The organism is Dictyobacter kobayashii, from assembly GCF_003967555.1.
Lineage (GTDB): Bacteria > Chloroflexota > Ktedonobacteria > Ktedonobacterales > Ktedonobacteraceae > Dictyobacter > Dictyobacter kobayashii.
Genome location: NZ_BIFS01000001.1, coordinates 50,247 through 70,414, shown reverse-complemented (window position 1 = coordinate 70,414; position 20,168 = coordinate 50,247). Strand labels below are relative to the sequence as shown.

18 protein-coding genes and 1 riboswitch are annotated in these 20,168 nt (G+C 46.3%); of the genes, 10 read left to right on the top strand and 8 right to left on the bottom strand.

Going from position 1 to position 20,168, the window contains the following annotated elements:
• Positions 1-367: 367 nt before the first annotated feature.
• From EL645_RS00310 to EL645_RS00300, 3 genes are all read right to left on the bottom strand, one after another.
• Positions 368-1,615 carry a hybrid sensor histidine kinase/response regulator gene (locus EL645_RS00310; protein WP_126548199.1) on the bottom strand — a complete coding sequence of 416 codons (1,248 nt, stop codon included), beginning with the start codon at positions 1,613-1,615 and terminating at the stop codon, positions 368-370.
• Between the two features lie 87 nt (positions 1,616-1,702).
• Complete coding sequence (locus tag EL645_RS00305; protein WP_126548198.1) at positions 1,703-2,422, bottom strand: glycine/sarcosine/betaine reductase selenoprotein B family protein; 720 nt, start codon at positions 2,420-2,422, stop codon at positions 1,703-1,705.
• 858 nt (positions 2,423-3,280) lie between these two features.
• Positions 3,281-4,399, bottom strand: coding sequence for a S53 family peptidase (locus EL645_RS00300; protein ID WP_136625145.1), 1,119 nt, complete (start codon positions 4,397-4,399; stop codon positions 3,281-3,283).
• Positions 4,400-4,794: 395 nt separating this feature from the next.
• Here EL645_RS00300 and EL645_RS40395 point away from each other — a divergent pair, with 395 nt between their 5' ends.
• Together EL645_RS40395 and EL645_RS40390 are read left to right on the top strand one after the other, a co-directional pair.
• The gene (locus EL645_RS40395; RefSeq protein WP_218031639.1) at positions 4,795-5,682 is read left to right on the top strand and encodes an alpha-amylase family glycosyl hydrolase; all 888 of its coding nucleotides are present in this window, start codon (positions 4,795-4,797) and stop codon (positions 5,680-5,682) included.
• A 116-nt stretch (positions 5,683-5,798) separates the two neighbouring features.
• Positions 5,799-6,890: an alpha-amylase family protein gene (locus EL645_RS40390; RefSeq protein ID WP_218031638.1), complete on the top strand. Its 1,092-nt coding sequence runs from the start codon at positions 5,799-5,801 to the stop codon at positions 6,888-6,890.
• Positions 6,891-7,006: 116 nt separating this feature from the next.
• Here the strand turns inward: EL645_RS40390 and trhA are convergent, their stop codons facing one another.
• Positions 7,007-7,699 (bottom strand): PAQR family membrane homeostasis protein TrhA, encoded by a 693-nt coding sequence (trhA, locus tag EL645_RS00290; protein ID WP_126548196.1) that lies wholly within the window; start codon positions 7,697-7,699, stop codon positions 7,007-7,009.
• 599 nt (positions 7,700-8,298) lie between these two features.
• Here trhA and EL645_RS00285 point away from each other — a divergent pair.
• The 6 genes from EL645_RS00285 (at position 8,299) to EL645_RS00260 (ending at position 13,793) form a co-directional block, all read left to right on the top strand.
• Complete coding sequence (locus EL645_RS00285) at positions 8,299-8,685, top strand: hypothetical protein (protein ID WP_126548195.1); 387 nt, start codon at positions 8,299-8,301, stop codon at positions 8,683-8,685.
• A 621-nt stretch (positions 8,686-9,306) separates the two neighbouring features.
• On the top strand, positions 9,307-10,554 hold the full coding sequence (locus EL645_RS00280) for an alpha/beta hydrolase family protein (RefSeq protein WP_136625144.1): 1,248 nt from the start codon (positions 9,307-9,309) through the stop codon (positions 10,552-10,554).
• Between the two features lie 18 nt (positions 10,555-10,572).
• Positions 10,573-10,857, top strand: a complete 285-nt coding sequence (locus EL645_RS00275) for a hypothetical protein (RefSeq protein ID WP_126548193.1) — start codon at positions 10,573-10,575, stop codon at positions 10,855-10,857.
• Positions 10,858-10,965: 108 nt separating this feature from the next.
• Positions 10,966-11,592 carry a TetR/AcrR family transcriptional regulator gene (locus EL645_RS00270; protein ID WP_126548192.1) on the top strand — a complete coding sequence of 209 codons (627 nt, stop codon included), beginning with the start codon at positions 10,966-10,968 and terminating at the stop codon, positions 11,590-11,592.
• A gap of 365 nt (positions 11,593-11,957) precedes the next feature.
• Positions 11,958-12,815: a hypothetical protein gene (locus tag EL645_RS00265; RefSeq protein ID WP_126548191.1), complete on the top strand. Its 858-nt coding sequence runs from the start codon at positions 11,958-11,960 to the stop codon at positions 12,813-12,815.
• 66 nt (positions 12,816-12,881) lie between these two features.
• The gene (locus EL645_RS00260) at positions 12,882-13,793 is read left to right on the top strand and encodes a sugar phosphate isomerase/epimerase family protein (RefSeq protein WP_126548190.1); all 912 of its coding nucleotides are present in this window, start codon (positions 12,882-12,884) and stop codon (positions 13,791-13,793) included.
• A 14-nt stretch (positions 13,794-13,807) separates the two neighbouring features.
• On the opposite strand, the gene EL645_RS00255 is transcribed toward EL645_RS00260, so the two are convergent.
• The 4 genes from EL645_RS00255 to ribD form a co-directional block, all read right to left on the bottom strand.
• Positions 13,808-14,428 (bottom strand): riboflavin synthase, encoded by a 621-nt coding sequence (locus tag EL645_RS00255; RefSeq protein ID WP_126548189.1) that lies wholly within the window; start codon positions 14,426-14,428, stop codon positions 13,808-13,810.
• A gap of 22 nt (positions 14,429-14,450) precedes the next feature.
• Positions 14,451-14,936, bottom strand: coding sequence for a 6,7-dimethyl-8-ribityllumazine synthase (gene ribH / locus EL645_RS00250; protein ID WP_161976987.1), 486 nt, complete (start codon positions 14,934-14,936; stop codon positions 14,451-14,453).
• Positions 14,926-16,194: a GTP cyclohydrolase II gene (gene ribA, locus EL645_RS00245; RefSeq protein ID WP_126548187.1), complete on the bottom strand. Its 1,269-nt coding sequence runs from the start codon at positions 16,192-16,194 to the stop codon at positions 14,926-14,928. Before ribA ends, ribH begins: the two co-directional genes overlap by 11 nt.
• Positions 16,195-16,338: 144 nt before the next feature.
• Entirely contained in the window at positions 16,339-17,268 is a 930-nt protein-coding gene (ribD, locus tag EL645_RS00240) for a bifunctional diaminohydroxyphosphoribosylaminopyrimidine deaminase/5-amino-6-(5-phosphoribosylamino)uracil reductase RibD (protein ID WP_246035233.1), read from the bottom strand.
• Between the two features lie 570 nt (positions 17,269-17,838).
• Positions 17,839-17,997: riboswitch (FMN riboswitch) on the bottom strand.
• A 191-nt stretch (positions 17,998-18,188) separates the two neighbouring features.
• On the opposite strand from ribD, the gene EL645_RS00235 reads away from it, so the two are divergent.
• Entirely contained in the window at positions 18,189-18,965 is a 777-nt protein-coding gene (locus EL645_RS00235) for an SDR family NAD(P)-dependent oxidoreductase (protein ID WP_126548186.1), read from the top strand.
• An 87-nt stretch (positions 18,966-19,052) separates the two neighbouring features.
• Complete coding sequence (locus EL645_RS00230) at positions 19,053-20,084, top strand: Gfo/Idh/MocA family protein (RefSeq protein ID WP_126548185.1); 1,032 nt, start codon at positions 19,053-19,055, stop codon at positions 20,082-20,084.
• Positions 20,085-20,168: the final 84 nt, after the last annotated feature.

Genomic DNA, 20,168 nt, shown 5'->3' with positions numbered 1-20,168 from the left:
CATCCATCCTCCAAACTCGTCCACACGAAACTTCTCTTTTTTCGTCTTTCTCCTCATTTGCTGTTTTGTCTATCCCATCAGTGAGGGTCCTTGCGTCCGATCACGATGGGAGTCAGACACATTCTAAGAATGTGTCTTACCCCCATTATCACGGGAAGCGTTCCACTCTTGTGAGGACGTGCGCTGGCGCGCCCGCGCTTTTTTGCACCACTCAAAATGATTTTTTGAGCGCCAAAGGCGCGAAAACGCAGGCGTGAAGAGTGAGGCGATCATGAGGATCAGACACATGGTAAATAAAAACAAGCAGGCTTCGGCTACATTTACTGACTGCTAGCCGGAGTCTGCTTGTTTTTGCTGCAAGAAATTTTTAATGCGTAATAGTCCAGACTGCCTGTGTATGTAGAGAAGCAGGGGGCTCGGCCTGTTGAGTATTGGCCGGATCGACATAAACAGGTAATACTACACTAAAGACGCTACCCTGTCCAAGGACTGTTTGCACCTCAATATGGCCACCATGGCGTTCCACGATTTTGCGAGCAATGAAAAGACCAAGACCCAGGCCTGTGCGTGTGCCTGATTGAATCTCGACTCCCGGTACGCGATAGAATTGCTCAAAAATATGAGGAAGTTCCTCTTCAGGTATACCAATGCCCATATCATGAATGGAAACAATGACCTCATAGCCACTTTGCTGAACTGTAATCGTGATCGCAGTGCCTTTTTTCGAAAACTTACGTGCATTGGAGAGCAAGTTGATAAGGACCTGAGAGAAACGATCTCTATCAACCTCAGCCTCAATAGGATCGCCAAGCAGTTCGCAATTGAGTGAGAGTACGGCGCGCGAGGTATATTCATCAAGCAACTGGCGGCACAAATCCACCAGATTATAACGCTGACGTTTCAAGACAAACAGATTTGTTTCCATCAAGGATGTGTCAAGCAAATCCTGCACCAGAACCTCTGTACGTGTGATAGAACGCTCCATATCGACCAGGCCCTGGTGCACAGCCGTCGTGGCATCTCCTCGTTCGAGTTGGTGGCGCATCAACTGTGTCATGCCTTTTAAATTTGACAAAGGAGACTTCAACTCTTGAGAGACAATATCGAGGAATTTATCTTTCGTCGCATTTGCAGCGACCAGCTCGCTGGTTCGTTTTTCTACCAGGCGTTCGAGTGATTTAGCATGCAATGCCAGAGCTAATTGTTGTTCTGTAACTTTACGTCGTAGATGGCGTGTTTGGATCGCTCGTTGTAATGCATTGATAAAGGAATCGCGATCAATGGGTTTCAGGATGTAATCATAAGCGCCACCTCTGATCGCCTGGATTGCCAGTCCATGATCGCCATGGCCAGTAATCAGCAGTACAGGGGTATCCGGGCGAAGTTCTCGTATGTGTGATAACAACTCAATGCCATCTATGCCGGGCATTTTCACATCGCTAATAATCGCATCAAAATCATACTCTTTGATGCGTTCCAGTGCATGCTGAGCCGAATCGGTTGTCTCCACCTGAACATTCTTCATACGCAGATCTACGACCTGTGGAAGAGCCTGTAACAGAGCCGTATCATCATCTACAATAAGGATTGGCGAATTGTTGATTTCTTCATCCATAACGTCTAGACCTATCTCTACCTGTTTTTATATAATACGAAGGACGAGATTAAATTGTTTCGTCAGCTGTTTTCTGGTAGAAATATGCTAGCCTTCGCTTAAATTGATAGGTTGCCAATCACTACTATCATATTCAGGATAGGCAATTTCCCACAACTGGCCAGGCTCTTCACGTGCTTCCCAGCGTTTTAGTGCATCTAATAGTACCTGGCGCTGCAGATCAACCTGATGAGGGCCGCCCAGACTATGGCCTAGCTTGAAATGTCGAGGAGCGATCGCCCGAGGGGGTCCGGCCTGTCTGGATTGCTCGGGAGCCACTGTAATAAGAACTGTGGGGATGCCGACCATTTCAACCTCACGTGCAATAGAGCAAACCACACGATGACAAAGGGGACAGCCAGCAGTTAGAATTACGCCATCAGCCTTAGAGCGAAGTATAATTTTTGCCATTTCCGGGGCTGTTTTCTCATAAAGCTCACGAAAGTTTTGTGTAAATCCCATGAATCCCAGATGTTTATCGCTAACGCCACCAATGACGCCCTCAGATGCCAACTCGCGTAATCGATCAAGAGGGAAGACACAATTGATGTCCAGATCTGCGTCGTGATGATCATAGTGATTGTGGGTAATCATCAACTGGCTACTATCGCTTTCACCAGGAATCAGGCGCCAGCTATTATCGCCCTCAATATTGTAGGGTTCTTGCTCGCGTAAATGGACGCCGGCTGTACTGATGAGGGCAAAGACCGTATCCGCCAGTTCGCGTGTGCGAGGAGTATAGGGGATACAGCGTTTTGACATTGGCATTGTATTTCATCCTTCCTTTAAGCCAGCCATGATAGAAATATGCTCCTGGTAGGATTGACTATCAGTCAGTTGCTGGCTTTACTGTATATCATTGTATCCTTATAGAAGATTCTATTGTACAGTACATAGCGGTGCTATGAAAAGCAAATTGTATTCACAGACAGGGTTTTTATTGTTCCTCTTTGGCGCCTGCGGCGCCGGATTGGGAGTGTAGAGTGTGTGTGGTGGGCGGCTGCGGCCCACACTCTACCGGTAAGAAGGTCCATCGTATCGCTTGCTCGTGATCTCTGGACGAACATTAAAAAGCCTTGTTTCACAGAGAGAAAATCAAGCAATTTCTCTGTGAATACAAGATAAAACCAGTAAGTGAACGCTAGTGAACGACCGCGCGACACGGACAATGTTTTTGGTGATGAGCGTGCCTGGAATAGTAGTGTATATGATGAATGATGCGAGGAGAGATGGAATAGCAGCACCGGATTGAAACAGAGCGGCATGGTTTTCTCCCATACCTATCGCTATTTGGGTAATAATATGCATTGTACCCCTTCTGAGGGAGAGGCATACGTGCAGGCAATGGTTGGTTAGGATAGGCTAGAGTGTTAGAACGGCATAATTCAAAATGGCATAGTGCTGCAAGCAAGTGAGTTGCTATTGGAGAACCAAGCCCTGTCACGGGGTCCCAGCCTGGTTTGGCATTATAGCCGGGAAAGGTAAAATTAGATTTTAGTATGTGCACCGTAACAGTATTATTACCAGTCAGAATATCATGAAAGATATCTGGATACAGAGGACTTTTGCTAAGGAAGTAAAACGTAGGATTTAAAAACCCCAATCTTCTGCCAGTTAGCTGATTGCCTAATGCTCCCAGCGCGGCCCATTGGGGTGTTCCGGCACTTGTGCCTCCCAGAGGATAAGCATAGGTTGTCCAACTGCATTGCTAAAGACAATGGGAACGCCTGTGTTGGGATCACCAACATAAGCTACATCTGGTACTCCACGGGTGCGGCTAGCCCCCACAAAACCATCTTGATAAGATGGACGCAAGAAACGCCGACTAAAACCACCACCAGTTGAGCCATGTGTATTGCTCCAAACAACCTCCTGCTGATACATATCTGAAGGTAGTAAAGATAGACTGGTGCCTCCTACACCAGTAACCAATGGATCACTGGCAGGATACTCAACGCCGGGGCCTAATGCGATAATTTTTTTTCCTTCACCGCTATACACTGGTTCCAGCGTTCCACGGTCACCAGCCGATGCAAATACCGAAATGCCTTTTGCCCGGGCAAGCTCAAAAAGTGCATGCTCCTTTTGTAAAAAACTTGAAGAGACAGCCGTTTCTGGAAAGCCAAAGCTTTGAGAAATCACATCACCCAGATTATGTTGAATAACAAAGCGTGTTGTAGCATAGAGATCGTTATAGCCCTCGGATTTACTTAAAATAAGGTTAATGGCCGCCTCGGGTGCAATGGCATGGGCCCATTCAACATCTAGATTAATTTCTTCGGCAGCGATTAACTGTGATGTATTCTTGCGCACAAAAGGAGTGAGTCCCAGAGGAGTAAAAATAGTGAGATGTGGATCAGGTAATCCAAAGAGTTGATCAAAAACATGCAGATCATTGCGAATAGTAGGACTTTGAAAGAAATCTATAATCGCAATTGTCTGACCTCTACCAGTAACACCTCGATTAAGGAGTGGTTGAATATGATAGGCATGACGAATTTGTTGCGGCGTATAGCAGCGAGGGGATGAGATGTTAGTCAGGCAGGCCAATTGTTTCTGATATACATGCACTGCATCTTGATTGAGAGGGATATCATGAGTGGCTGCGTGTGTCGCAAGTGTCTTGAGATCGATGGAAGCAGGATACGTTGAAGCAGACACAGATTGTGTCTCAGGGAAAAGAAGGATAAGCGCAAATAAGAAATTGAACAAGACGAAACCCAGGGATAACCGTAAATGAATCATAAGATAGTCACTCCCATCTCAACATCAGCCGAAGGAATAAAAGATGCTGTTGTAGTGCAAGGAATGCGATAAAGGGGAAGACGCCGTAAGCATTCTGGTATTACCAATTATTCAATGATATAGTGGTAACTACTGAAAGCTCCAATTGCGTACAATAAGGAGAGTGCGCAGCATGGGCGATCAGGATAGAAAGAGTCTGCACCGCAACAGAAGATGTCGAGGTGTATAGTAATACGATGTTTCCCCCACCAGCAGTATAGGATGAAACATGAGAGAATGCATCGACTGAAGGGTTGATTTAAGAATGTATATCGGGATGAAAATCATCATTCAAGGGAAAACTCAATATCAAATTCAAAGTCATATAAATCGAAGCTATACAGGAGGGGAAGGGCATGTATATTGTTGAAGCGGGCAGGCCACGTCCTCTAGGAGCCACACCAGATGAGCGAGGCGTAAATTTTTCACTTTTCTCTGAGCATGCGACAAACATTGAGTTACTACTCTTTGAAAAAGGTACTGACACCATTCCCATCCAAACCATCCTGCTAGATCAAATAAAAAACCGCACCTTTCATTTCTGGCACGTGTATGTCAGGGATCTTAAGCCAGGTACACACTATGCCTATCGTATATTTGGATCAGGGCATACAGAGATCACCGGTGACCGTTATAACTTCAATAAAGTACTAATAGATCCATATTGTCGCGGTATTACCGCTGGCTTATGGCAGCGAGATGATGCGATCAGCATGGTAGATAATGTTGCGACCTCTTTACGAAGTACAGTCATTGATATCTCAAACTATGATTGGGAAGGGGACCAATGTTTAAACAGGCCTATGAGTGAGAGCATTATTTACGAGGTGCACGTCGGTGGATTTACGCGTTCTCCTTCATCACACACCACTCATCCAGGATCATTCGCAGCCCTGACAGAGAAGATTCCATATCTGCAAGAACTGGGCATCACAGCTGTAGAATTAATGCCAGTATTTGCATTTGACCCCACCAGTGTAAACCGTACCAATCCACTTACCGGAGAAGCGCTCACCAATTATTGGGGCTATGATCCCATCTGCCATTTTGCCCCCCACCCCGGCTATTGTATTGATAGAGAAGGCCTAAACCATATTAATGAATTTAGAGATATGGTCAAGGCTTTACACAAAGCAGGCATTGAAGTCATCCTGGATGTTGTTTTTAATCATACAGGTGAGGGGATGAGAATGAACCGACGATTAGTTTCAAAGGGATTGATAATCGCATCTATTATTTTCTAGATCCCCATGACAAGCGAGCCTATCTTAACTATTCCGGATGTGGAAACACATTTAACTGTAACCACCCAATTGTAGCCAAACTCATCACAGAATGTCTGATCTTCTGGGTTAAAGAAATGCACGTAGATGGTTTCCGTTTTGATGAAGGATCAATTTTAAGTCGCGGCATCGATGGGAAGCCCATGGAATATGCTCCAGTACTCTGGTCAATTGAATTATCGGACATTTTAGCAGACACAAAGATCATTGCCGAGCCATGGGATGCCGCTGGACTCTATCAGGTTGGAAATTTCCCCGGCTACCGCTGGGCGGTCTGGAATGGGCAATATCGAGACACCATTCGTAGTTTTGTTAAAGGTGATAAAGGCATTATAGGAGCCGTAGCATCGCGCATAGCTGGAAGCCAGGACATCTTCTCCGAACCCGGGCAGCGACCAATTAATGGTATAAACTTTATCACCTGCCACGATGGATTCACGCTGAACGATCTGGTATCATACAATGAAAAGCACAACAAAATAAACGGAGAGAATAACAGGGATGGGCTCAACTACAACAGCAGTTGGAACCATGGCGTAGAAGGTGAGACCCGAGATACCGAGATACAAGAACTACGGGCCAGGCAGATAAAAAACTTCCTGACTATCCTCTTTTTCTCGCAGGGCGTTCCGATGCTACTAGCTGGAGACGAAGCGCGCCGGACACAGCAAGGGAACAACAATGCATATTGTCAGGACAACGAAATTACCTGGTTCAACTGGGAACTGCTTGAAAAGCATGCTGACCTGTTACGTTTTGTCAAACATTTAATCGCCTTTCGCAAAGAACATCCTGGTGTCAGACGAGAACGTTTCTTTACCGGCATTACAGATAGACATGGCAAAAAAGATATTGAATGGCATGGTTGTCAATTGGTAAGTCCCGGCTGGGATGATTCGAACTCACGTGTATTGGCCTTCACGATCTGGGCTAGTGATGAAGTGACCGATATCCATGTCATGATGAACATGGACTTTGCCAGACTTGATTTTGAAATACCCGTACCAGCCAGAGGAAAAGTCTGGAAGAGGATTATTGATACTGCTATAGTGAGTCCTGATGATATATTGCCTGAAGATCAGGCAGCTATTATTGCTGAAAGTTCTTATGGACTTGAGGCTCATAGTGTCGTTGTGTTGGTGGCTATGAAATGTTCTGCTTCAATTTAGATGATTGTGAGTAATGCGTACGTGCGCTGACGCGCCCGAGCGCTAATTTGTTTGTTGATACTAAAAAATGCGCATCACGCATTTTTTAGTATCAACAAACAAATTAGCGCTCGGCGTTATACCCTTGGAAAGGTTAATGCCCATATCCAGACGCAGGAGGCAAAGGCTACGCTTCCCGCAATGACAAAAAGATGGAAGATTTCATGATAGCCAAAGATACGTGGAAAGGGATTGGGCCAATGGCTCGCATAGATGAGAGCTCCAATAGTATAAAGGACTCCACCAGCGATCATCGTCAAGACAAACGCCCAGGGTAGTACTGCCAGGAAAGCAGGCATGGCAAGAATAGCGATCCAGCCCATCAAGATGTAGAGTAACGCATTAAACCACTTAGGGACGTGTAACGCATAGGGAAAAAGCGTAAAAACGATACCAGCGGCAGCCAGGAACCAAATAGAGGCAAGCAGAGCAATGCGAACCCAGCCAGATAGAATATTAAAGCAGAGAGGAGTATATGTGCCTGCAATTAGAACAAAGATATTCGCATGATCAAGAGCGCGCCAGATGCGCCGCCGAGCAGGTTCCCAATGCACGATATGATAAATCGCACTCACCGTATACATCTCAATCATGCTCAATCCAAAGATCAGAAGAGAAATAAAGCGAGGCAGATCTGTCCTGCTATACCAGCAGAGAACAAGCGTCAACAACAAGGAAGCCATCGCGGCTGCGGCATGAAACCAGCCTCTTAATAAAGGTTTTACTTTGTGTTGGACAAGCTCAGCGGTTGATACCTCATTTTTATTCAATGTATTATCACCTGATTTCTCTGTGTGGTGAATGGTAGCGGTGAGAGCTCTCACCAGTTAGTAACTGTTGCAGTATATAGGTATTCGTCAAAAAAAACACTATTGCTAGCTAACAGGATACTACCTTTTAGTTACTGTATTCATCTATCTGGAGCAGCTATTTTTCCGCTCGCTTTTTCAGCGTAGAATCCTCTTCATAGGAGATTGAAGCAAGGGAGTGAATAGACGATATCGTTTAGAAAATTAACACCATTATAGGTATCGCCGCTTGGTATTTTTTTTTGGATTTATAGATATATTTGTATTTTTTATTGAAAAAGAAAGTAAAAGTAACTCACCAAAAAGTAATAAAAAATATGGATTGGGAGATATATTTGTCTTATGGAATAGGTTGAATGTAAAATAGAGTCTATCGGTTGATGTGATAGATACAGTCCTAAGGAAGGGAGCCTTATTTATCTAGAGCCCACGGGGATAGAACTCTGAGAGGCCTAACAGGTTGGTCTTATTCAAGAGCCTTGTGTTAACCAAATTATGTTTAAAAAGTGTTGACTTGTAAAATTGTACGTACGGTTCGCACGCAGAAAGCAGGTTCTCTAATGTCTTTCTCTTCTCGATCAAATGAAGTTCCACCACCACCTTTGGAAAAAATTGGCGACCTGGTCTACTCGCCTGGGACTGATCTGCCATTTGGCAAACGTATACGCATTGGTTTATCCGAGCAAACTATTTATGAGAGTGCAGTCGAGCATGGTTATCGCACAGGTATTCGTGCCCATTTTACTTTTATTGAAGATCACGAATGCTCAAACCCTGTGCCTTTAGATGACAAACAATTTACCATGATCATCGAACACCTGGTACCAACCAATCTGAACGCTTTTGAACAAGGATTGTGGCGTTCGCATTTCATCGCTGGATGGATGGGAGTATATCTAGGATTGGTCACAGATGAAGATGATATGGATACCGATATAGATAAGTAATCAGTCTCAATCTCCCTAAAGGTAGAGTTTCTCAAAAGTTTCTAAGCCATTATGGCAATAGAACTAAAACACCAAAAGACCGAAAAATCTTTCAAGATTTCTATAGGAGCATAATCAACAGCACTGATTATGCTCCTTTTTTGTAGAAAGAACAGGTTTTTTTATTTTCCTCTTTGGCGCCTGCGGCGCCGGGTTGGTAGGGTGGAGAGTACATGATGGGCGGCTGCGGCCGCCCATCATGTACTCTCCACTCAGGAAAGAATGGAGATAGTAGCGCTTGGTGGAGATCTTCCTGTTTGCAGGAGGGAGGAGGCTGCGGCCGCCCATCATGTACTCTCCACTCAGGAAAGAATGGAGATAGTAGCGCTTGGTAGAGATCTTCCTGTTTGCAGGAGGGAGGAGGCTGCGGCCGCCCATCACACTCTCCACTCAGGAAAGAATGGAGATAGTAGCGCTTGGTAGAGATCTCTAGAGGAACATGAAAAAGCCTGCAGAAAGAATAGTACAAATGCCCCTATTTTTCACAAGAGTAACCACCTATACTGCTACTCATAAGCTATTATGGCATACCAACATAATGGTAGCTTGCTTGAACTAATAGAAGGAAAGTGGGAGCATACCATGTTCTACCAGAGAACCTCGCAATCCTCTGATAGTCAACCTCATATGCTGGCTCGAAGGAAAGCAACCGGCCAGACTCCTATTCATAAGCCACTGAAAAAGAGGCAAAAAGGGATGAGAGTGCTGCTTAGCTTCCTCTTCATCATGAGTATTTGCTGTTCTGTTTTTCCCTGGGGACGATCGATAGTACGGTCTGTATTTATTCTCCCAGCACTTATATCAGCGACCCAGCCAGGAGCCCTGATTAGCAATGGTGAAACGATCCAACACACCCAGATAACAATCTCTTCACAGACTGGTCCTGTCTATTTAGACATTTTTCAACCGACAGGGCATGATCCGCTGATCAGGAGCGCCCGTGGTGGTGTATTGATTGTGCCAGGAGTTGGCGACAACCGACAGGTGCCACAGCTAATCAACTTATCGGAAGCGTTAGCGCGTACAGGACTGATTGTGATGGATATGACAACTCCGATCCTGATGAACTACGACATTTCAGAGCAAGACACTGATGCTACAGTGCAAGCCTTTAAAAAACTAGAGAGCTTGCCAGGCATGGCTGGCAGGCATAGCGGGATGATCTCTTTCAGTGGAGGTGTTCCACTTACTTGTTTTGCCGCCGCCGATCCTCGTATCAAAGATAAAGTAGCTTATGTGGCAGCCTTTGGCGGGTATTTTGATACCACAACCCTGATAGAAACTTTTGGACGTAGAAGTATAACGATAGATGGAAAGGCCGAAGCCTGGCACCCTATCGACATACCCATACAGGTACTGACGAATATAACCATCAAAAACTTTTCCTATGATGAGCAAACCACTCTCAGGAGCGGCCTGGCCACTAACGCCCAACCTTTGAGCGCAGAACAATTACAGACCTTATCATCCGGGGCACAGGCCGTCTATCATTTACTCAAAGGAGACGAACCCGGGCAGGTTGAAAGCAATATGAAGGCACTCCCACCTGATGTCCAACAGCTTCTAGCTGAACTTTCTCCAAAACGAGTGATCAAAGATATTCGAGCCCCCATTTTCCTTTTGCATGATCGCAATGATGCTTCCCTTCCTGTTACCGAGACGAGAGAGTTCGATGCTGCACTGACGCAACTACAGCACAAGCATGAATATGTAGAATTCCACATTTTTGATCACGTGGAGGTACGTTCCGGCCTCAACCTGGGGCAGCTAATAGGGGATGGAACTCATCTCTTCAGTACGCTAGACAACCTGCTTTACGCAGGCTCATGATTAGAAAGGAGCATGAAAATGTTCAGCGCAACCGCACTCTGGTTTTCTATCGGTATCGTTGTGGGGATGCTGGCCAGCGCCGCGCGACTGCAGCCAGAAGAATGGTCAAAATGGTCCTGGCCGGGCATGCTGATAATAGGCGGGATCATGGGTTGGTTAGGAGGATGGTTAGGAGTCTGGTTATTTGGTAGTCTCTTTGCACCCCTTACCGCACTGTGGGTTGCCATTGTGAGCAGTCTACTTATTCCACGCTGTATTGTTGCATTGTGGAGAGACAGGCCGACAAAAGTCAGGGGCGCCTAGAAGTGCTAACCAGCCTGATTGAGAAAAGGCTTAATTCCAGCGGCGTTCACTCGTTCCTTCATTTCTGATACAATGGTACGAGACTGATAGAAAAGAGGAAATGAGCTTATGCGGCCCGATGGCCGTTCAATGCGTGAAAGCATATTAGCTGCTGCTGTTCAGCTTTTTGCTCAATATGGATACCATGCAGCGCCACTGAGGGATATAGCTCGTATTGCAGGAATACAGGCTGCCAGCATCTATCATCACTATCCCAATAAGCAGGCTCTTCTCGTGGAAATCATGGAAACCTACATGTTGCGTTTGAACACCAGCCTTGAACATATCCTCAAGGAATACGATGATCCGCTGCAACGTTTACATGAAGCGATTGCCAACCACATTCGCATGCATACGACGTATAAAGAGGAATTTTTTATCATCGACACCGAGATGAGAGCCTTAGAAGAAGAGCACAGGCCACATATCCTCTCCTTACGAGATAAATATGAAGCACTCCTCCAAGAACTCTTACGAGACGGGATGGAACGAGGAATCTTCCGTCAAAGTGACGTCAAGATCGCATCCTACGCTATGATTGCTATGTGTACAGAAGTCGCGACCTGGTTTCGCCCAGATGGAAGGCTGAGTGTGCAACAAGTGATTACCATCTACCGTCAATTCATAGCGGAAGGATTATTAGTATTAATGCCAGACGTCTCACGCATGCCAGACGAGAGCGCACATTTGCTCTAGCATATGCTGCAAAAAGTATTTAGAGACGTTATCACTGACTCAGCTGCGAAAATGGATCAGTTTTCAGGAAAGAACATAGCTTCCCAGGCGGAAGTGTTCATCCAAATGAACAGCATGAGAGCTTTAAATAGAATATGTGTAGCCATAATGGCATGGAATCATATGTGATGGCATACCTGGGGCCGATTTTGAACGTACATGGTAGATAGAGGGGTAGATAGCAATGGAGAAAGGTGAAAGCATCCGAAAGCTCTGAGCGTGAACGAAGTCATAAAGAGCAAAAGCAGGTATGCCAATAGAAACGCGTAGCTGTTAGCTTCGTTTCTACTACTATAGATATTGAAACAAGGGAGCAATTCACTGTTATGGGAAGTGAAAAAAAGCGCCAGAGAAGATGTGTAAGACGTTTCGTCTGGGTTGCTTTACTACTACTTATATTAATAAGTGGTAGTGTTATTTTTGCTGCAAAAATCCAAGGGAGTGGCGAAGGAATTTCTCAAGCTTCACCGACTGCGACTGCCACCAGGCAAGCAAAGACGCCAACAGTTACGCCAAGCGTGACACCAACCACGACCATTACAGCTACACCAACACCCACAACCTTATTTCACGAAGATTTCCTGGACAATCGTAACGGATGGGCTGTATCTAGTAGTCCAGGTTATATACGCTCCATGAGCGATAACAAGCTTACATTATCTGTAGCAGAGCACAAAATATTGATTGAAAATGTTCCAACTACATCTCCCCTGAGTAACTTTGTTTTAAGTGTGAGCTATATTTTTGAAAAAGCAGACAAAAATGACAAAGTCGGGCTCTATTTGAGGGGAGACAGCAATCTGGACCACGACTACCGCATTGATATTTTTGGGAACAACACCATTAGCATCAACAAAGAATATTTAGATGACAATAAAATACCGCAAAGCACTGAACTAAGCCGTATCACCAAGGTGCCATCCATGAAAGCAATTGGATATGAGAACAGGCTTGAGGTAGCTATGAATGGCCCTGAAATAACTTTGAAGGTAAACGGTGCAGAGATTCAAACGTTAGAAGACTCGGACTACATAAAAGGGCAGGTTGCTTTATTCGTAAACAATGGTTGGTCATCAGATGAAGCAACAGCATCTTTCATAAGTATGGATGTAGAGTCTATTCTTGATCCTTTGCCCGAAATGACACCAACCGCGACACCTACCGTTGATAGTTCTAACTCATAAAGCATTGGTTGTATAAGGAACTTACGAGACGTAGTTTTCTCTAACTTATGTAAGGAGGCATAAAGCATGACAGCTAATGACAGCCAGTTAGAAAAAATCGCGGTTTTTCCCAAGTGTTTTATGGATGATCTTTGTATTACCAGAAGGCTAAGCTTATTTGAATGGATAGAGATGGCATCGAGTCTGGGTGTAGATGGATTGGAGTTATATCCAGGTTTTTTCACCTCACTTGAGCCTGAGTATTTAAGCGACATACGTTCTGCATTACGAAAACATCAACTAGCCATGCCCATGCTTTGCGCCTCGCCTGACTTTACCCAACCTGATCCTGCCAAGCGCAAAGCCGAAATTGAAAAACACAAGCGCATGATCGAGCTAGTGGATTTCTTCGCCGCAGCGGCCCCGCGGACCTGTCGCGTGCTCTCCGGGCAAAGAAGGCCCGAAATATCGGAAGAGCAAGGAATAGAAATGGTCGTGGATAGTATCAACCAGCTCCTGCCGTATGCCCAGGAGCATGGGGTTATACTGGCCATAGAGAATCACTACAAAGATAACTACTGGATATATCCAGAATTCGCCCAGCATCTGACGGTATTTGCACATATTGTGCAGGCAATAGACTCTCCCTGGTTTGGAGTTAACTATGATCCATCTAATGCTTTACTAGCAGGAGAAGATCCCTTGCAGGTACTTGATGCAGTGAAAGAGCGAGTTGTAAGCATGCATGCAAGCGATCGACGACTTCAGCCCGGATACACGATAGAAGATCTCCGAGCCGAAGAGGACGGTCCTGGTTATGCCAGCATCCTCTCTCATGGTGAGATTGGTACCGGTCTTAATGATTTTGCCACCATCTTTCAAGTGTTGAAGGCAGCCGGTTTCCACGGCTGGATCTCGATTGAGGACGGAGTCAATGGACTGGCCGAATTGCAGCGCTCAGTGGATTTCTTGCGGAAAATCCTTTCAAAAAAGAACTGAAGCAGCGCGACCGACTAAACAAGTGTCTGTTGATCTCTGGATGCGTTAAATTGGGTAGACTGAGATTGTAGCAGGCGCGCAACATAGCGTCCAACAATATCGGTTTCCAGATTAAGGAACATCCCTTCATAGGCCTGTCCAAGATTGGTATATTCGCGTGTATAAGGGATAAGAGAAATAGAAAAGCGATCTGACCAGACATCAACTACTGTTAAACTAACGCCATTTAAGGCAATAAAGCCCTTTGGAACAATGTATGGGCGAAGATCGGGCGGCAAAGCAATTACCACGTCCAATCCTATCCCATCTTCTCTCGTCGCCAGTACAGGAGAGCACGCTTCAACATGACCCTGAACCATATGACCACCCATACGTCCATTGGCCAATAGTGAACGCTCTAGATTCACCCGCTCACCAGCATGCAAGCTGGCCAGTCGTGTACGCCGGAGTGTTTCTGGCATAGTATCTACGCGAAACCCATCCTCTCCTAGTTGTGTAACTGTCAGACAAATACCATCAACGGCCACACTGTCTTTCACCGCCAGATCTTGCAATATATGCTTGGCTGATATCACCAGACCTGTCTCTTCGCATTGTCGGAGCACACCCTGTTCTTCAACAATACCTGTAAACATAATTATCCTCCTATCAAAAAAATTAACGTTTCTGCCTTAGCAAGCGAGATGTACAAGCAACTTCTACTGCAGCCTGCGCGAATTCTTGTCCCCGTGGAATGCGCTCCTTCGCCTGTTGCTGGTTTTCCGCGCAAAGTACCCCCAGAATAATTGGCACGCCCGTATCCAGAGCAACACGCTGGATCCCCTGTGCAGCCGAGTCGCCGACGATCACATCATGGCGTGTTTCTCCTTTCATAACGCAGCCAATACAGATCAATGCATCATAGATATCATGTGTAAGCATCGCCTGTGCAATGGGGGCCAGCTCATAGGAACCAGGAACATGAACAACATGAATATTCTCTACAGCAACTCCCAGATCCAACAATTCCTGATATCCCAGGGCCAACAAGGCTCCAGTAATAGGCCAGTTATAGCGAGCAACAATAATACCAATCGTAAGCCCGCACCATTTAAAGGTGGCGTGGGAGCAATAGTGTGAATGTGAGATTGTGTCAAAGTTCACCTTCTTTCCAATTATATGAAGAAGCAGTGGTTTTTAACATAGAAAACATGTGCCCCATCTGTTGATATTTAGTGTGGAGATAGCGAATATTATCCGTGGTTGGTTGTATCTCAAGGGGAACACGTTCTACTACAATGCCTGCTGACGCCAGCGCCTGTATTTTTCTAGGACTGTTAGTCATCAAACGAGCATGGGTAATATGGAGGTTCTGTAAAATTTCGGTGGCCGTCTCATAATTACGTGCATCAACGGGGTAGCCAAGTTTTTCATTAGCTTCCAGAGTATCGTAGCCTTGATCTTGTAATGAATATGCCTGCAGTTTAGCGGAGAGCCCGATACCTCGGCCCTCGTGGGGAAGGTAAAGAAGGACTCCACGTCCCTCGGAAGCGATTTCATGGAGTGCCGCCTGTAACTGAGCCTGACAGTCACAGCGCTGAGAGCCGAAGATATCTCCAGTTGCGCAGGCCGAATGTAAACGGACCAACGGAGGGACCGCCTGGGTGTCAGTGATATCACCGAGCACCAGCGCAACATATTGCTGACCGGTGTCTATTTCCTGGTAAGCCAGTGTTTTGAAGCGCGCCTCTGGTAGGGGCAACGAGGTTTGGGCAACCAGGCTCACCCGGTGGTCACGATGGAAACGAGCAATGGCATCAACGGATATAATACGGATGCCCCAATCCTGAGCCATCTTATGTAGAGCAGGTCCGCGTGCAGCATCTCCATTGGCATCCAGCACCTCGCATATTACAGCGCCAGGTGTTAAACCTGCAAAGCGCATCAGATCAACGGCAGCTTCAGTATGGCCTCGGCGCTCAAGCGTTCCACCGGCACGAGCGCGCAACGGGAAGACATGTCCGGGCCTGGCAAGATCTTCTGGTCGTGTCGTAAGACTGACGAGAGTGCGAATAGTGTGGGCGCGATCACGGGCAGAAATGCCAGTGGTAGTAGCGGCGCGAGCATCAACGGAAATGGTAAAAGCCGTACCCTGTAGAGGCTCTCCTTCACCAGTAAGGAGCGGGATATGTAATGTATCCAACAGATCACCTGCCATTGCCACGCAAATGAGTCCGCAAGCAGAATGCAGAAGAAAATTGATATTATCTGTACTTGCAAATTGGGCTGCGAGGCAAAGATCAGCTTCATTCTCACGTTCTTCATCGTCACAGATCAATAGCATCTTACCTGCCTGAAGTGTTTGTATCGCTTCAGCCACACAAATGTAAGAAGGTGTTGTGGCTTGTTGTTTAGCATTCATATATTCTCTCCCTGTTTTACTGATGTCTACTCATCAGAATTTAAGCAAAAACAAATTATTAGCGATACAGAACGTCGCCTGTAATCAGTGCATCCTCACCGCATTGCTGAAGCAAGCTATGGTCCAATTGCCAGGCATCAGACATCATACATTGTCCTTGTCCGCCGACTGGAGAAAGAGCAGAAGCTCCTCCAATAATTTTGGGGCAATAAAAACCGCAACATGATCAACACAGCATTGCGCAAAAGCACTGCCCAGAATTTCCGCGCCACCTTCAATCAGGACATGCATATAACCTTGTCGGGCCAACAATTGTAGAGCGGCAGTAATATCAATCCTATTGTTATCATCAACAGCGACCGGGTAAACACTGGCACCATAACTCTCTAGAGTTTGAATCTGCTCAGGCGAGCATGTTTCGCCGACGATAATGCAGGTGTGGGTAGATAAAGCGGATTGCAAGAGAGTCAGATGTTCCGGCAACTGTCCACGGGTCGCCAGGACAACACGCAAAGGGCCTGAACGTGGAGTGCGGTATAGTTGTACCGGAGTGCCACAAGGGATGCGTACAGTCAACTGTGGATTATCTAGAGAGGCAGTTTGTGCGCCTACCAGAATGGCATCAACGCGATCACGTAAATCATGCACCAGAGCACGAGATTGAGGCCCACTAATCCAACGTGCATCGCCTGTATGGGTTGCCAGCTTGCCATCAAGAGTCATTGCCCACTTAGCTGTCACATAGGGGCGTTGCTGAGTAATAAAAGTGGCAAATGGGCGTACGAGTAGAGCCGCAGGCTTCAGATCCAAACAATGCACATCTATGCCAGCAGCACGTAGTTGTTGAATGCCTCGACCAGCGACCAGAGGATTTGGATCGAGAGTACCCATAACCAGGCGTTGGATACCAGCCGTAACGATCGCGTCTGTGCAGGGAGGTGTATGGATAGTCACGCAACATGGTTCGAGGGTTACATAGAGAGTAGCGCCGCGAGCTTCCAGGCCTGCCATAGCCAGGGCCTCAACCTCTGCATGTGGGCCATAGGGCGGAGCTGTAGCACCCTGTCCAACCACTAGTCCATCGCGTACAACGACTGCCCCACTGGAGGGCGAGGGCTGGTACGGCCCTCAACGCGAGATGCTAAAGATAAAGCTAATTGCATTGCCTCTGAATCATCCACTGTATATAGTCCTTTTGTGCAAGAAAACACACAACCACATCAGCAGGGGAATGGATGAGCGCAGAGACAGGAGAGGGAGACCTGACACAACAACTGTTTATCTACACACGGCGTACAAATCGTAACTCCCACTGGTAAGCAATATCAGTTTTGCACTGACGCTGATACACTGATGAGTAGCTAGAAGACATTATCTCTTCACAATTGATTTGCACTGACGCCATTGAATAGCATGCGCTTGATAGCAATCGCAAACGTCGCTGATCGCAGCTCACCTTCATACCACAACTCAGCAGTTGTTGCGTACCACTATGAAAGAGAGACAGTCGTCTCCCACGTGGCTACGCTTATCTGATTGAGCGGTAGGTTACACAATGTCAGGAACCAGCGCGTTATCACCAAAATCGCAATAAACAGGTATTATGTCACATCGATAGCAACAACACATATAAATGGTTATTGCTAATGTCTTCTCCCATCCGGACTATACCGTCGGCCCTGGAACTTCCCCAGGTCCACCAATGTAGCGGGATAAAATCCTGATACAGTAGGTCGCGGGCTATACCGCCGATCGGGAATTGAAAATGCATAAGCAATTTCTCACCCTGCCCCGAAGACTCTGATGTATTTCTTATATATTCAGAGAGTAATAAAAAAACAGGGGTTTGTCAACTCTAATCTTTATGCTTCTTCACAATGAAATGTGCTGGAAGCAGCAAGTCCATGTATGCTACACTATAAAAAGATCAGCTCTCAACGCCTATTAATCCTAATAATGTATCACAGCATATAGATTATAAGAGGGAGTAATTTATGTTTCGCTTAGATAATAAAATAGCACTTATTACTGGTGCGGGATCAGGCATCGGGCGAGAAATCGCCCAGCTTTATGCCAGGCAAGGAGCATATGTCATTATTGCTGATATACAACTGGAAGCCGCGGGTACAGTAGTCAAAGAAATTGAAGAGCATAAAGGACATGCTCAGGCGATGGAATTGAATGTGTCAGACGAAGATCAGGTGCAAGCAGTATTTGCCAGAGTGGTTCAGGAGCATGGGCGGCTCGATATTTTAGTAAACAACGCAGGTGTGAGCCATGTTGGCAACATTCTGGAAACCAGTCTGAGTGATTGGGATCGCGTGATGGATGTCAATGCCAAAGGAGCCTTTCTCTGTGCGCGAGAAGGAGTCAAATACATGGTGGGGCAACAGCCACAAGGTGGTACAATCGTAAACATTGCTTCGGTGGCAGGCATGATTGCCGTCGATCGTCGGCTACCCTACGGAGCCAGCAAAGGAGCCGTCATCAGCATCACACGCTCTATTGCAATGGACTTTGTGAAACAGAACATTCGAGCCAATGCCATCTGTCCCGGAACAGTTCACACGCCATTTGTTGAAGGTTTTCTCAGCAAGAATTTTCCAGAGACCAAGGATGAAGAGCGAAACAAATTGCATGCCCGCCAGCCGATTGGTCGTATGGGAAAACCAGAAGAAATAGCCAGTGCAGCCCTCTATCTAGCTTCAGAAGAAGCAGCTTTTGTAACTGGATCTACCCTGGTTATCGATGGAGGATGGACTGCAAAATAGTAATACAGCAGGATATCACTTCCTGATGAAGGAAATCAAGGAGTGGTAGCGAGAGAAAAACATCGATTAAGATTTACAGAGGTTACAATGCAGAACCAACAAAAAGTACGCACTGTTCTTGTCGGTTGTGGTGGAATGAGTGGAGCCTGGCTAGAAGCGGCCAGCCAGATGCCTGAGATTGAAATCGTAGGCCTGGTAGATATTTTTGAAGAAGCGGCAAGAAAGAAAGCAGCCGATTTCCAACTACCAGATGCGATAATTGGCACGGAACTGGCTAACGTTTTGGAGCAGACCAAAGTTGACGCGGTCTTCAACTGCACCATTCCCGAAGCGCATTATGAAGTTACTATGGCCGCGCTTAAACACGGATGTCACGTGTTAAGTGAGAAGCCCCTGGCGGACTCAATGGAGCATGCCAGAGAGATGCTGCTAACGGCTCGGCAGGCTGGTAAAATCTTCTCCGTAATCCAAAACAGGCGCTATGATCCTGCTATCCGTCGCGTCAAGAATTTCCTGGTCGAAAAAAGCATCGGTGAAATCACCACCGTCAACAGTGATTTCTACATTGGTGCTCACTTTGGTGGATTTCGTGATCACATGAAACATGTGCTGCTATTAGATATGGCCATTCATACATTTGACGCAGCGCGACTGCTGACCGGAGCCGATCCAGTTTCTGTTTATTGTAAAGAATGGAATCCCAGAGGTTCCTGGTATGATCAGGATGCTTCAGCGATTGCCATTTTTGAAATGACAAACGGCATTATTTACACCTATCGTGGCAGTTGGTGTGCTGATGGTCTGCCAACGACCTGGGAATGTGACTGGCGTGTAATCGGGGAAAAAGGTACCCTGACCTGGGATGGAGGGCAAAAACAGCAAGCTCAAGTCATCAAAGAGACGGGTGGCTTTATCTCAGCCTATCAAGACGTAGACATACCCCCGTATGAGGCGCGCAATATTGGAGGGCATGCGGGTTTGATTCGTGAGTTCTTTGCCTGTATTCAGAATGGCACCCAGCCTGAAACGCAAGCTGAGGACAACATCAAGAGTCTGGCGATGGTCTTTGGGGCAATTGAAAGTGCCGAAACGGGGCTCCCGGTCAAAATAAATTGGTAAAATGTAAGCGAGCAATTAGAAAATAAAGGTTTTCTAATTGCTCGCTTACATTTTACGCAGAGCGTAACGATATAGCCGCTGTTG